This window comes from Flavobacterium sp. EDS, assembly GCF_020991525.1.
Taxonomy (GTDB): Bacteria; Bacteroidota; Bacteroidia; order Flavobacteriales; family Flavobacteriaceae; genus Flavobacterium.
Window position 1 is genome coordinate 1 of record NZ_JAJMOZ010000025.1, and the last position, 14,844, is coordinate 14,844.

Sequence of the window (14,844 nt, forward strand, 5' to 3'; positions counted from 1 at the left end):
GGCAATCCCGATAGCTCGGGAGCAAAGGTTCGCAAAGCTATTTATTAAGCTTTGCGAACCTTTGTGTAATCCTTTGTGCTCTTGCGGTAAAAATTATTATGTATAAAGAGAGTTTCGCGCCTTAGTTAGGAACTAATGATGTAACTTAATAAAAAAGAATTCCTTTATATTCTTAGTGGAATTTCGTAAGATAAAATAATTTGAAATAGATTTATAAGCGTTATGGAACAAGCTTTTGGATAGTTATTCTATTGTTGTTTTTGAATGGAGTGTATATTAAAGCTTACAAGTAATAATTTTGACTAGCTTTATAATTTATAGTTTTTATTACAATGATTAAAGACAAAGGCTTAAAATAAGTAATAGAAATATCTGTAGAGAGGTTACTTGAATAAGTCAAATAAAATCTTATCTCATATATAACATAAAAAAACCTGCTCGATTGAGCAGGTTTTGATTTATATTGTAAAAGAAATTATTTTCTTTTGATAACTCTTTCTACAGCTTCAACAATCGCTTGGTTGTTTAGTTTGTATTTTTCCATTAATTGCTCAGGAGTACCAGATTCTCCGAAACTATCATTAACTGCTACAAATTCTTGTGGAGCTGGATTGTTTAATGCTAATACTCTAGAAACACTTTCTCCTAGACCTCCAAGAATGTTATGCTCTTCAGCAGTAACAACACATTTTGTTTTAGCTAAAGATTTTAATATTGCTTCTTCATCAAGAGGTTTGATTGTGTGAATGTTAATTACCTCGGCAGAGATTCCTTTTGCTTCTAATGCTTCTGCTGCAATAAGTGCTTCCCAAACTAAATGTCCTGTAGCAACAATAGTTACATCAGTTCCTTCGTTTAGTAAAATTGCTTTTCCAATTACGAATGGCTCGTCAGCAGGTGTGAAGTTTGGTACAACTGGACGTCCGAAACGTAAATATGCTGGTCCATGGTGATCAGCTAATGCAAGTGTTGCAGCTTTAGTTTGATTGTAATCACAAGTGTTGATTACAGTCATCCCTGGTAACATTTTCATTAAGCCAATATCTTCTAATATTTGGTGTGTAGCACCATCTTCTCCAAGAGTTAATCCTGCGTGAGATGCACAAATTTTTACGTTTTTATCTGAGTAAGCTACAGATTGACGGATTTGGTCATAAACTCTTCCTGTAGAAAAGTTAGCGAAAGTTCCTGTGAAAGGAATTTTACCTCCAATTGTTAAACCTGCTGCAATTCCGATCATGTTTGCTTCAGCAATTCCGATTTGGAAAAAACGCTCTGGGTGATTTTTTTTGAAATCATCAAATTTTAATGAACCAATTAAATCAGCGCATAATGCAACAACATTTTCGTTTTTCTGACCTAATTCAGTCATTCCCGCTCCAAAACCTGAACGAGTATCTTTACTTCCTGTATTTGTGTATTTTTTCATTTTTTTGTTGCTATAAGTAATGTACTTTGTAGATAATAGGCATAAAGCTTATTATGAAAAGTATAATACTTTTTTAATAATCTGCTAAAGTTGAAATGTTTTGAGCTAATGCATTAGCTAATTGGTCGTTATTTGGTGCTTTACCATGCCAAGCATGTGTATGCATCATAAAATCTACACCGTTACCCATTTCTGTATGTAGTAAAACACAAACTGGTTTTCCTTTTCCAGTTCTTGATTTAGCATCTGCCATACCAGCTAATATAGCATCGATGTTGTTTCCTTCTTTAATATCTATAACATCCCAATCAAAAGCTTCAAATTTAGCACGAATGCTTCCCATTGCTAGTACTTCGTCTGTAGTTCCGTCGATTTGTTTTCCGTTAAGGTCAATAGTTGCAATTAGGTTATCTACTTTTTTAGCAGAAGCATACATGATAGCTTCCCAGTTTTGTCCTTCTTGTAATTCTCCATCACCATGTAGTGTATAAACAATATGATTGTCTTTGTTTAGTTTTTTGGCCTGTGCAGCTCCAATTCCTACAGATAATCCTTGTCCTAATGAACCTGAAGCAATACGTACTCCTGGTAATCCTTCGTGAGTTGTAGGGTGACCTTGTAAACGAGAGTTTAGCAATCTAAATGTTGCTAGTTCTGAAACTGGAAAATAACCGCTTCTTGCTAAAACGCTATAAAATACTGGAGAAATATGACCATTTGAAAGGAAGAAAAGATCTTCTCCGATTCCGTCCATATCAAAACCTTCTTTGCGGTCCATGATATTTTGGTATAGTGATACCAAAAATTCAGTACAACCTAAGGATCCACCTGGGTGACCTGAGTTGACTGCATGTACCATTCGAAGAATATCTCTTCTTACTTGGATAGTTAAATCGCTTAATTGTTGTGTGTTAGGCTTCATTTTATGTGTAAAAGTTAAACTGTTGCAAATGTAATTTTTATTTGGTGTTAAGGCAAATGATTTTAAAGGAAATGTGGTAATTAGAGAATTGGATAATTTAGCGATTAGATAATTTTATTTTTAGTTTTCGAATTTATAATTATCTAAAGTTCTTAGGACTAAGAAGTATTAATCGTTGTTTTTTTTATGCTTAAATTAGCGAATTATTTAATTGCTTGAATTTCCTTCCAAGTGATTAATTGTATGTTGTTTTCTTTTAATTTGTGCTTGCATTCTTCGCTAGTGAAATAATCAAAGTCTATTTGTCTCCACTCTGAGCCGAAATTGGGATGGTTTTTTGTAATGCCTTGCATCTCATTGTCATCGAATGCGGGATGAAGTAAGAAAACGTTAAATCCTGGTTTTATGTTATCTAAATATTTTTCATAAGATTCTTTCAGTTTACCTTTTTCAAAGTCGGCAAAGTTTCCGATAAGAAGATTATCTGCTAAAATAGTATTCTCATAGTTGTATTTTTTATTAGATAGGCTTATCGATTCTACAAATTGTTTATTGATGAAAACAGGTAAATTGTACTCTTTTCCTAGTTCTTTATATATTTCTAAAAACTCTGGTGATACGCCTATACTGCACATATGTGAATCAAGATGCGTAGGTTTTAGCCCGAATTGCAATGCTCTTTCGATTTGAGCACGAAGTTCTTTTTTTACTTCTTCTGGTTTTGCATTATTGATTAAGTCAAGCCTAGTTTTGTAGAAGTAACCATTTTGGTCTATCAATGTTGGTACTTCATTAACGGGTAATATTGGTCCGAATTTATAGTTTTCCCATTCGCAAGTAAGTGTTAAATGGATTCCGTTATCAAATTGTGGATTGTCTTTTGCGAAGTTTGCCATTTCATAAAACCACGGACATGGTACCATGATACTGTAGGAATTTATCATTCCGTTTTGTAGTGCTTGTATTGTTGCTCTATTTTCTGAATGGGATAATCCAGCATCATCAGCATGTATGATCAATAATTTACTGTTTTCTGGATATCCTAGTTTTTGTGATAAATTCATTCGAGTTAATCTTTGATTGTTTGTATTCAAATTTAGTAGATTTTTTTGCATGAGGGATAATAGCGGCATCCTTTTGTGTAATGAAATGAAGCAAAAGATATAGCGAATAGCCCGACCTGAAGGGACATGCCTAAATTAATTCATAAAACATCTTTAATTTTTTGATTTATCTAATTATCTAATTTTCAAATTAGCCTATCTTTGCCGACTGAAAAACATGTATATGAAGTTTGATTTATTACAAAAAGATCTGCAATCGAAAGCGAGAGCGGGAAGTATTACTACTGATCATGGAGTTATTGAAACTCCTATTTTTATGCCTGTTGGTACTGTAGCATCTGTTAAAGGTGTGCACCAAAGAGAATTGAAAAATGATATAAATCCTGATATTATTCTAGGAAATACATACCATTTGTATTTGCGTCCACAGACTGAAATTCTTGAAAAAGCAGGTGGATTGCATAAATTTATGAATTGGGACAGAAATATTTTGACTGATTCTGGTGGATATCAAGTGTATTCATTGTCTGCGAACAGAAAAATTAAGGAGGAAGGTGTAAAGTTTAAATCGCATATTGATGGTTCTTACCATTTCTTTACTCCAGAGAATGTAATGGAAATTCAGCGTACTATTGGTGCTGATATTATTATGGCTTTTGATGAATGTACTCCATATCCTTGTGATTATCGTTATGCGCAGCGTTCGATGCATATGACTCATCGTTGGTTGGATCGTTGTATTAATCATTTAGACAAAGTGCCTTTTAAATACGGATATGAGCAAACATTTTTCCCTATTGTTCAAGGTAGTACTTATAAAGATTTACGTCGACAGTCGGCAGAATATATAGCAAATGCAGGTCAACAGGGTAATGCTATCGGTGGATTATCGGTAGGAGAGCCAGCTGAAGAGATGTATGCTATGACTGAAATTGTTTGTGAAATTTTACCAGAAGATAAACCTCGTTATTTAATGGGTGTTGGTACGCCAATTAATATTCTTGAAAATATTGCTTTGGGTGTTGATATGTTTGATTGTGTAATGCCTACTCGTAATGCAAGAAACGGAATGTTGTTTACTGCAAATGGGTCAATTAATATTAAGAATAAAAAATGGGAAGCTGATTTCTCTCCAATTGATGAGATGGGAATCACATTTGTTGATACTGAATACACAAAAGCGTATCTGCGTCATTTGTTTGCTGCTAATGAGTATTTGGGGAAACAAATCGCTACGATTCATAATCTTGGTTTTTATATGTGGTTGGTTCGTGAGGCTAGAAAACATATCTTAGCAGGAGATTTTATGCCATGGAAAGAAATGATGGTTAAGAATATGAGTCAAAGACTATAATAAAGTTTAAAGTTTTTTTTGTTTCAAGTTTCATGTTTACGAAAGTTAACACGAAACTTGAAATATGAAACATAAAGGATATATGCTGACAATAATAGACAAATACATCTTAAAGAGATATTTAGCAACTTTTACAGTGATGTTGTTGCTTTTTATCCCAATTGGGATTGTAATTGATGTTTCGGAGAAGATTAATAAAATGCTAGAGAACAAAATTCCTTTTTTGGATATTGTTGTTTACTATTATAATTTTACTATTTATTTTGCTAATTCTCTGTTTCCGATATTTTTATTTTTATCGGTAATTTGGTTTACATCAAAATTGGCTAATAATACTGAGGTTATTGCAATACTTAGCTCAGGGATCTCTTTTTCGCGTTTCATGCGACCTTATATAATTGGTGCTTCGATTGTTTCTGTATTTGTTTTGCTAATGGGATTTTATATTGTTCCAGCGGCAAGTGAAGGCTTTAATAATTTTAGGTACACATACCTTAAAGGTGGTGGAAAAGAAGCCATGCATGGTAACAATACAAATGTATACCGACAAATAAATGATAACGAATTTATTTATGTAAATAGCTTTAATGATGTTTCCAAAACGGCTTTTAATTTTACATTAGAAAAATTTAAAGGAGAAAAGTTAGTTTCTAAAATTACTGCAAGCCGTATTCAGTGGAATCCTAAAGATAGCACATATACGATGTATGATTATACTAAAAGAACTTTGGGAGAATTAGATGATAAAATTGAGAAAGCACCAGAAAAGAAAGCGGTGTTTACTTTTGATTTAGAAGATTTGACTCCTGTGGTTTATATTGCTGAAACTTTGAGTATCGGTAAATTATATGATTTTATAGAAAAAGAGAAAAAAAGAGGTTCTGGAGATATCAATGTTTATTTGGTTGTTTTGTATAAAAAAATAAGTGTTCCAGTTTCAGCTTTTATTTTAACAATTATTGCAGTTGCTGTTTCGTCTATGAAACGCCGTGGAGGAATGGGAACAAATTTAGCTATCGGAATAGCGCTTGCTTTTGCTTTTGTGTTTTTTGATAAAATTTTCGGTACACTAGCGGAAAAATCAACTTTTTCACCATTATTCGCTGTTTGGTTTCCAAATATAGCTTTTGGAATTCTGGCGGTTTATTTATTACGAAATGCAAAACGATAAATTAAAAAGTTACTTAAGTCTTCATTTTATTGTTTTTATTTGGGGATTTACCGCTATTTTAGGAGCATTAATTACTATTAATGCAGAAGCTTTGGTTTGGTATCGAATGCTTTTGGCAGGGATTTTTTTAGGGACATTTATTGTTTTTAAAAGAGAATCATTTCGGGTTCCTGTAAAAGCCTTTTTTAAACTAATTTTTGTCGGATTACTGATTGCTTTACATTGGATATTTTTTTTCAAAGCAATTCATGTTTCTAATGTTTCGATAACACTTTCTATATTTTCATTGGGTGCTTTTTTTGCTTCTTTATTGGAACCAATTTTTTTTGGAAGAAAAGTGTTATGGTATGAGGTTTTCTTTGGACTAATTATTATTGCTGGTTTAGCATTAATAATGCAAGTTGAAATTCAGTACTTAAACGGAATGTGTTATGCTTTAGCTTCTATAATTTTAGGTGTCTTATTTACATTAATGAATGGGAAATTAATAGCAGATCATGAGCCATCGGTTATTACATTTTATGAATTTGGAGCGGGTGTTTTTTTTATATCTATTTACTTTTTATTTCAAGGTAAATTTACTGCTGATTTCTTTGAACTATCATTGAATAACTGGCTATTGATACTGCTTTTGGCTTCGGTATGTACTGCTTATGCATTTACTGCTTCAGTAAAAGTAATGAGAAAACTCACTCCTTATACTGTGATGCTTACAACTAATTTAGAGCCAGTTTACGGAATTATTTTGGCCTATTTTATTTTAGGCGGAAAAGAGAAAATGAGTACCGAATTTTATATTGGTGCAATTATAATTGTGATAACAGTTATATTAAATGGTGTTTTTAAACACTATAAAAAAGATGACAAAGTGTAATGTTTTAACTTTTTCACTCTTTATTTTTTTATACTTTAATACTAAATAAACGCGACAAACAATATAATATTTTTATATTTGCGGTTCGATTTAAAAACAAAAATTCAAAAAATCCTATGGAATATTTAGATTTTGAACTTCCAATCAAAGAATTAGAAGAGCAGTTAGAAAAGTGTGTTATCATTGGAAAAGAATCAGATGTTGATGTAACGCCAACGTGCAAACAAATTAACAAGAAATTAGAAGAAACTAAAAGAAGTATATATAAAAATTTAACAGCTTGGCAACGCGTACAATTGTCAAGACATCCAAACAGACCATATACCTTAGATTATATTAAGGCAATGTGTGGTGATACTTTCTTAGAACTTCATGGAGACAGAGGTTTTAAAGACGATAAAGCTATGGTTGGTGGTTTAGGTAAGATAGACGGACAGTCATTTATGATTGTTGGTCAGCAAAAAGGATACAATACCAAAACACGTCAATACCGAAATTTTGGTATGGCTAATCCAGAAGGATATCGTAAAGCATTGCGATTAATGAAAATGGCAGAGAAATTTGGTATTCCTGTTTTAACTTTAGTAGATACTCCGGGTGCATATCCTGGACTTGAAGCCGAAGAAAGAGGACAGGGAGAAGCTATTGCTAGAAATATATTTGAAATGGTTCGTTTAAAGGTGCCTATTATCACTATTATTGTTGGTGAAGGTGCTTCGGGAGGAGCCTTAGGAATAGGAGTGGGAGATAAAGTATATATGCTTGAGAACACTTGGTATTCAGTAATTTCTCCAGAATCTTGTTCTTCTATCTTATGGAAAAGTTGGGAGTATAAAGAGAAAGCCGCAGAAGCATTAAAATTGACTTCTTCAGATATGAAAAAGCAAAAACTAGTTGATGATGTTATTCCTGAACCATTAGGTGGAGCTCATTATGATAGAGAAACGACATTTGCAACAGTTGTACAATATATCACTAAAGGATATAATGAATTGAAAGACTTATCAACAACTGATTTAATTGCCCAAAGAATGGACAAATACAGTAAAATGGGCGAATTCAAAGAATAAATTCTTACAAATTTATAAAAAATCCGAAGCCTTATCGTTTCGGATTTTTTTTTGGTTTTAAACAATATACACTAACTTATAAACAATTATTCGTAACAACTAGATGGATTTTCTCTTCTAAATTTTGTTACATTCGCTATATGGAAAACTTCAAAAATATAAACCCAATTAAGGTCGATAAAACCGCAATTATTAATTTAGAAAAAGGGAAACTTCCCCCACAAGTACTGGAATTAGAAGAGGCTGTACTTGGAGCAATGATGATTGATAAAAAAGGTGTTGATGATGTAATTGATATTTTGCAGGCAGACGCTTTTTATAAGGATGCGCATAAATATATTTTTGAAGCAATAGTACAGCTTTTTACAGAAACACAACCAATCGATTTATTGACTGTTTCGGCGCAACTTAAAAAAAATGGGAAGTTAGATTTAGCAGGAGGAGATTTTTATTTAATTCAGCTTACGCAAAAAGTAGCATCTTCTGCGCACATCGAATTTCACTCACGTATTATACTTCAAAAATTCATTCAGCGTAGTTTGATTCGTATTTCTTCGGAAATTATTGAAGCGTCTTATGACGAAACGACAGACGTTTTTAATTTGCTTGATCAAGCCGAATCAAAATTATATGAAGTAACACAAGGAAATATTAAACGTAGTTCAGAAACAGCTCAGAGTTTGGTACTACAGGCAAAAAAGAAAATTGAAGAAATTTCTAAACAAGAAGGATTAAGTGGTGTTGAAACTGGTTTTACGAATCTGGATAAACTGACTTCTGGATGGCAACCAAGTGATTTAATTATTATCGCAGCAAGACCAGCGATGGGAAAAACTGCATTTATTCTTTCGATGGCCAGAAATATTGCAATCGATTTTGGACATCCAGTGGCATTGTTTTCTTTAGAGATGGCTTCTGTTCAGCTAATTACCAGATTAATTTCGTCAGAAACAGGATTGTCATCAGAAAAATTGCGTACGGGAAAATTAGAACCTCATGAGTGGACTATGTTGAGTACTAAAGTAAAGAACTTAGAGAAAGCCCCGCTATTTATTGATGATACACCATCACTTTCGATTTTCGATTTAAGAGCGAAATGTCGTCGTTTGGCATCTCAACACGGGATTAAAATTATCATTATTGACTATTTGCAGTTAATGACTGCTGGAGGTAATAATAAAGGAGGAGGAAATCGTGAGCAGGAGATTTCTACAATTTCTCGAAACTTAAAAGCTTTGGCAAAAGAACTTAACGTTCCTGTAATTGCACTTTCTCAGTTATCGCGTGCTGTTGAGACGCGTGGATCAAGTAAACGTCCGTTGTTATCCGATCTTCGTGAATCTGGAGCAATTGAGCAGGATGCTGATATTGTTTCGTTTTTATACCGACCAGAATATTACAAAATTGAAGAATGGGATGATGATGAAGCTTCGCCAACAACTGGTCAGGCAGAAATTATGATTGCTAAACACCGTAATGGGGGTATTGAGAATGTCCGTTTGAAATTTATTGGACACCTTGGAAAATTTGATAACTTGGATGATTTTTCAGGCAATTATGATGATTTACCTTCTAAGATGAATGTTGATGATAATAATCCGTTTGTTACTAAAAATCTTCCTTCTGCAAATGAAGCTTTTGGAAGTAATTTTAACGACGACGACGATGATGACAGTGATGTGCCATTTTAATCTATATAATGCTAAAGATGTTTACATAAAAAAGGAGAAACTATCAATTGATAGTTTCTCCTTTTTTATGCGAATTAATACTATTATTTAAGATGCTTTTACCAAGTAAAAATTGAATGTTGATATAATAGTGCTTTCTTGTTCTTTATTAACAGGGCGATACTCAGGTTTATAATTAGGATTATATTGCCACTGGTCGCTATGAATGTTGCACCCTCTTTTAGTTATATAAAGGTTTCCATTATAGGGTTTATATCCTGGCGCACTAATCTCAAAATGTAGTTTTTCTGATATTTTTCCAGAATTCGTGAAACCTGTATAAATTGAATACTCTCCATTTAAAGTATTTAATGAATTATTCTTTGAATAAAAACGATTTCTTTTTGTACTGATTTTTATATCAGTATTTATGGGAAGATTTGTTTTGGCATCTAAGACTAAACCTTTAATTATTATATTTTTACCTGTTGCAAGTGCTGGTATCAAATTTATGTTAGTAACATTTTTTTGTGCTGTTGAAGTTGTTGCTAAAATTGAATCTGTTGATAAAATTAAAATACCAGAAGTTAACAGACTTGTTTTCTTTACAAATAATCTTCTTTCCATATGGTTTGTTTTTTGGATAGTATAAATAAAATTGGGTCACGATGACATTTACCCTCTTGTATAAGTGGATAATTAATTAAAAGGGGATATTAAAATATCCCCTTTTATAGTTTATTTTTTTAGTATTAGTTTATAAGTAGCTGGTTTATTACCTTTCATTTCACGAATGAAGTATATACCATCACTTAAATTCTCAACATTAATTGTGTTGACAGTATCAGCAGTAACTTTAACTGTTTTAAGAATTTGCCCTGATTGATTGATTATACTTAAATCTGTATCGTGATCAGATTTTACGTTTACAATACCTTGACTTGGATTAGGATAAATCATGAACTTAGATTTTTCTTCAAAATCTGTAGTTGCTAATGAAGTTACATTAACACATGGAGCAATAACGGTACAACCGTTTAGTGTTATAGCTACTCCATATGATCCATTGGCTGTTGGTGTAAATGATTGACCAATTTCTCCAGCAATATCCGTATTAGGACAAGTGAACCATTGGTAAGTTGCACCAGGTTGGTCGGCAGTTAATATATTACCAGCACGGCTAATACTTAAAATACTTGCTACAGGTTCAATAATTTCAAATACTTGCTGTTTACTACAGGTGTTAGCATCAGTCACAGTTACTGTATAGATACCAGCAGTAAGTCCAGATGCAGTTGCTGCGGTTCCGCCTGAAGGAGACCAAGAATAAGTGTATGTACCCGTACCACCTGTAGCACCTACAGTTGCCGATCCATTAGAACCACCATTACAGCTTACATTACTTTGTCCTGTTACAGATGTTATAATCTCAGTTGCTGGAAGAATAGTTACAACTTGTTGTTTAGAACAGGTATTTCCATCCGTTACAGTCACGGTATATGTGCCAGCAGTAAGTCCAGAAGCAGTTGCAGCGGTTCCGCCCGAAGGAGACCAAGAATAAGTGTATGTACCTGTACCACCTGTAGCTCCTACAGTTGCCGATCCATTAGAACCACCATTACAGCTTACATTACTTTGTCCTGTTACAGATGTGATAATCTCAGTTGCAGGAAGAATATTGAAAATTTGTTGCTTAGAACAGGCATTTCCATCCGTTACAGTCACGGTATATGTACCAGCAGATAGTCCAGATGCAGTTGCAGTTGTTATTAAGTTCGAATGAGACCAAGAATAAGTATATGTACCAAGGCCAGTACCCCCATTAACTACTGCAGTAGCAGTTCCATTAGATCCACCATTGCAAGACACGTTTGTTTGTGATGGTGAAATTAGAATTGGTGTTGCTGTTTCTATGATATTAAAAAGTTGTTGTTTTGTACAATTACTAGCATCAGTAACTGTTACTGTATATGTTCCAGCACTTAAGTTTGTAGCTATACTGCCAGTACCACCAGATGGAGACCATGAGTATGTATAAGGACCATCACCTCCGCTAGGAATTACAGATGCACTACCAGTGCTACCTGCACAAAGGATATTATCTTGTGAGCTAGCAAGGGTTATGTTAGAAACTGAAAGTGTTCCAGGATTTGAGTTTGTAAAACAAGTAGCAATTCCATTAATTGCAACTGCTCTATATTTATAGGTGTTCATTGTTGTAGTTGCACCAGTTATAGTCAATGTATTTGTTGTAACTCCTGAATATGGAGCAACATTTAAAAGATCAGTATAGGTTCCAGTACCTGTTAAATCTACTTGCCATTTGTAAGCTGTTGCGCCAGTTGCAGCAACTGCAAATGTTGTATTGCTTCCTGGACATAAAGTTCTATCAGGAGGGTTGGCAGTAATAACTGGAGCTGTACATGCAGGAGTTTCAAATAAACGAAAGTTATCTACTGCAAATTCTTGTGTAAGTGATCCATTTGCATAAGCATTCAATCTAATTAGTAAAGTAGTTCCAGTACCAGGAATGTTTGCAGAAAACTCACTGAATGCATAGCTTAAAGCAGCTCCATCTCCTATTAAATCTCCATTAGTGTCAAGTTTTAGCGATGGGCTGTCATCAGCCGCACTAGCATAAAAAGCTAATACTTTGGTCCATGGTCCAGCATCAATTTTATACTCTACAATAACATAATCTTGTTGAATACCACTATCAGAGCCTTGCCAGGTATTTTGATCATTTGCAGCAAAAAGACCTTTAAAAGATAATCCACTTTTTCCAGTGATGTTAATGTTTAGCCAAGAAACTTGTTGGTTAGGAGATATATCATTGTTTGTACAGGTTGAGCCTCTATCAAGATCTTCTCCTGCCCATATTTTACTACCTTGGAAACCAGTATAGGTGGTGTTAGGAAGAGGGACACTATTAAGAGCAATTCCCGCTGGTGTAGTTCTAAAAAAATAAGAAGTTGCTGGTGGTCCTCCACAAGAAAATTCCACAGATGGAGTTCTTGTACCGGAACTTGGAGCTCCAGTATCTTCAAAAGTATCGGACCAAAATTGCGTTTGGGCATTACCTCTTGTTGAAAAGAGGCAAAGTAATGTCGCAAAAATAATAGTAAAGTTCTTTTTCATATTCGCATAGTTTTAAATTAATAGTTTAATTATATTAGTTAGATATGGGGTTTGCCACTAATGGCTTTAATAAGGCATATTGATTAGCCGTCATTATACCTTCGTCTGTACTAAGTATTTCGATTGCAATTTGTTTGTTATCTTCACAAGCTACATTTATCGTATTGTTTATAGAAATGATTGTTCCAGGTTTCTCCTGATGTGGTTCATCTAATAGGGTTGCTACTATTATTTTAACCTGTTCATCCATTAAAGTAGCATCAGCTCCAGAATTCCAAGGATTACATGCATTTATTAATGCAATGATTTCAGTAGCATACATTCGCTTCCAATTAATGTAAGTATCCGTTAGTTCAGGTTTTTCATAATAGTAAGCCAATGACTCATCTTGTGGATGATTAGGAATGTTACTAGCAAATTGTAGCATATTTGCCATATTCAATGCTACTTGTGCCATACGGGCACTTAATCTCACCGTTAATTTTCCGTAAGTGTCATTCTCTTGTATTCTTACAGGATCATTAAAAATAATATTTCCTTGATCAAATTTTTCATTCATATAATGCGCACAAATGGCAGTCTCCTTTTCTTGATTTTTAAGTACTTCAAAAATTGGCATTACGCCGCGGTATTGTGGTAACGGTGCTGGGTGGAAATTGATGAATTTATCATTTCCATAGGACAGAACAGATTCAGGAAGAAGAAATGGGAATGAGATACAAAAGATGTAATCGGGTTTGATAGCATCAATCCAATTTCTCATTTCTTCCATACTTTTTTTAGAAGGAAATGATTTGAACCCGAAGTTATTGTCTTCTGATTCTCTTTCTAAAGCATCTATTATTGTATTATTGCTTTTTCCGATTCCTATTGCACATATGAACCTCTCATATGCTAATAATTGCAATGTGTTAAAGGCGAACTTTCCGCCACATAATACCATTATTCTTTTTTGTGCTTCCATAATTAAATACAGACATAGCTATTGTACCAAGCCGATGTGCTTTGATCTAAATCTTGATTCGTTAGTTTTTTATAATATTCGTTTACTTCAGTTACTTCACCTTCCAATTGTAATTCACATTTTCCTTCGGTGTTTGAGACAATAGTTGCTTTATATAAAGGAGAAATAGAGGTGTTTGTTTTTGTGTCAAAATAAATTTTCCCTCTTGGACTTACGAATGTTAGCGCTTGTAGATCTTGGCTAATATTTGGGATACTATTTTTATATTCAAGAGTTAGTTCTATTGCTTTTATAGCTATAGTTGCACTTTCCCAACTTAACAAAGAGAATAGATTAGGTGTTTTTCCTAATTCTGTCATTGTATCAATGAAAATTTTATTTTCTGCAGATTCAATTTTTTTAGACCAAGCAGCAATGCCTTTTGCTTTATTTCCTGGATATATAGCATTACTTAGCATTGTTTCTTCTAATCCAAATGGAGTTAGATAGATTGGCAGATTTTGCTCTTCAAATGTGTTTTTTATTTGTTCAAAATACCATTGTACATAATCGCCACTAAAAATGCTTAACAAGGCACTTTCGGGAAAATTATTTAAATGTTCTTTTAGCGGTTCCATCGTAAAGTCTTCTGTTTTATAGCCAGTAGCATGATTAAAAGATATCGTACCCCCATTGTCTTGAAATGCTTTTGAAATACTATAAGTATGTAAATACCCACCATCATAATAACCTGTTACCATTCCAGCATTCCTATATCCATCTTTCGTGGCTTCTTTAGCAACAAGGGAGGCTCCTAAAGAATTATGAAGTGAGTGATAAAAGATATTGGGACAGGTTGGCCACTCATGAGGCATATTGGAACCCGCATCTAAAACAATCAATATTCTATTTGCCGCAAGAAAAAGAGGACGAAGTAATTGAGCAGTATGATGACCGATGTATGCAATTACAACTGATGCATTTTCTTCTAGCAAAAGCTTTTCGGCACTGCGATAACATTGTTGTTTATCGGCACCGAAACCTATGTTTTCTGTAACTATTTTGATATCACTCCTACCTAGTTGTTTAAGACCAGACCGAAGACCTTCATATAAATCAAAACCAATTGTCTGATAATATGTAGAGCGCGACAATAGAATCCCTATTACTTCCATATATTTTATATAATAATTAATTAGGAGAGTTCTA

At 33.6% G+C, this 14,844-nt stretch carries 12 protein-coding genes; 5 read left to right on the forward strand and 7 right to left on the reverse strand.

The genetic code is table 11. From position 1 onward, the window contains the following. Positions 1–475: 475 nt before the first annotated feature. The 3 genes from LPB87_RS19980 to LPB87_RS19990 form a co-directional block, all read right to left on the reverse strand. Complete coding sequence (locus LPB87_RS19980; protein WP_017498449.1) at positions 476–1,429, reverse strand: transketolase C-terminal domain-containing protein; 954 nt, start codon at positions 1,427–1,429, stop codon at positions 476–478. 73 nt (positions 1,430–1,502) lie between these two features. Beyond that, positions 1,503–2,351 carry a transketolase gene (locus LPB87_RS19985; protein ID WP_129539531.1) on the reverse strand — a complete coding sequence of 283 codons (849 nt, stop codon included), beginning with the start codon at positions 2,349–2,351 and terminating at the stop codon, positions 1,503–1,505. A gap of 203 nt (positions 2,352–2,554) precedes the next feature. After that, positions 2,555–3,415 (reverse strand): polysaccharide deacetylase family protein, encoded by an 861-nt coding sequence (locus tag LPB87_RS19990; RefSeq protein ID WP_230729092.1) that lies wholly within the window; start codon positions 3,413–3,415, stop codon positions 2,555–2,557. Positions 3,416–3,638: 223 nt separating this feature from the next. On the opposite strand from LPB87_RS19990, the gene tgt reads away from it, so the two are divergent. From tgt to dnaB, 5 genes are all read left to right on the forward strand, one after another. Further along, on the forward strand, positions 3,639–4,769 hold the full coding sequence (tgt, locus tag LPB87_RS19995) for a tRNA guanosine(34) transglycosylase Tgt (RefSeq protein ID WP_039116475.1): 1,131 nt from the start codon (positions 3,639–3,641) through the stop codon (positions 4,767–4,769). A gap of 82 nt (positions 4,770–4,851) precedes the next feature. After that, positions 4,852–5,940: an LptF/LptG family permease gene (locus tag LPB87_RS20000; protein ID WP_129541098.1), complete on the forward strand. Its 1,089-nt coding sequence runs from the start codon at positions 4,852–4,854 to the stop codon at positions 5,938–5,940. Continuing rightward, positions 5,927–6,814, forward strand: a complete 888-nt coding sequence (locus LPB87_RS20005) for a DMT family transporter (protein ID WP_230729093.1) — start codon at positions 5,927–5,929, stop codon at positions 6,812–6,814. Before LPB87_RS20000 ends, LPB87_RS20005 begins: the two co-directional genes overlap by 14 nt. A gap of 116 nt (positions 6,815–6,930) precedes the next feature. Next, a complete protein-coding gene (locus tag LPB87_RS20010; RefSeq protein WP_230729095.1) occupies positions 6,931–7,884 on the forward strand; it encodes an acetyl-CoA carboxylase carboxyltransferase subunit alpha in 954 nt (317 codons plus the stop codon). Between the two features lie 140 nt (positions 7,885–8,024). Continuing rightward, positions 8,025–9,575 carry a replicative DNA helicase gene (gene dnaB, locus LPB87_RS20015; RefSeq protein ID WP_129539528.1) on the forward strand — a complete coding sequence of 517 codons (1,551 nt, stop codon included), beginning with the start codon at positions 8,025–8,027 and terminating at the stop codon, positions 9,573–9,575. Between the two features lie 87 nt (positions 9,576–9,662). Here dnaB and LPB87_RS20020 read toward each other — a convergent pair whose 3' ends face one another. The 4 genes from LPB87_RS20020 to LPB87_RS20035 all read right to left on the reverse strand — a co-directional run bounded on the left by LPB87_RS20020 (position 9,663) and on the right by LPB87_RS20035 (position 14,810). Next, positions 9,663–10,181 (reverse strand): hypothetical protein, encoded by a 519-nt coding sequence (locus LPB87_RS20020; RefSeq protein ID WP_230729097.1) that lies wholly within the window; start codon positions 10,179–10,181, stop codon positions 9,663–9,665. Positions 10,182–10,292: 111 nt separating this feature from the next. Next, on the reverse strand, positions 10,293–12,692 hold the full coding sequence (locus LPB87_RS20025; RefSeq protein WP_230729099.1) for a T9SS type A sorting domain-containing protein: 2,400 nt from the start codon (positions 12,690–12,692) through the stop codon (positions 10,293–10,295). 34 nt (positions 12,693–12,726) lie between these two features. Next, positions 12,727–13,656: a formyltransferase family protein gene (locus tag LPB87_RS20030; RefSeq protein ID WP_230729101.1), complete on the reverse strand. Its 930-nt coding sequence runs from the start codon at positions 13,654–13,656 to the stop codon at positions 12,727–12,729. Between the two features lie 2 nt (positions 13,657–13,658). Next, positions 13,659–14,810: an ABC transporter substrate-binding protein gene (locus tag LPB87_RS20035; RefSeq protein ID WP_230729103.1), complete on the reverse strand. Its 1,152-nt coding sequence runs from the start codon at positions 14,808–14,810 to the stop codon at positions 13,659–13,661. Positions 14,811–14,844: the final 34 nt, after the last annotated feature.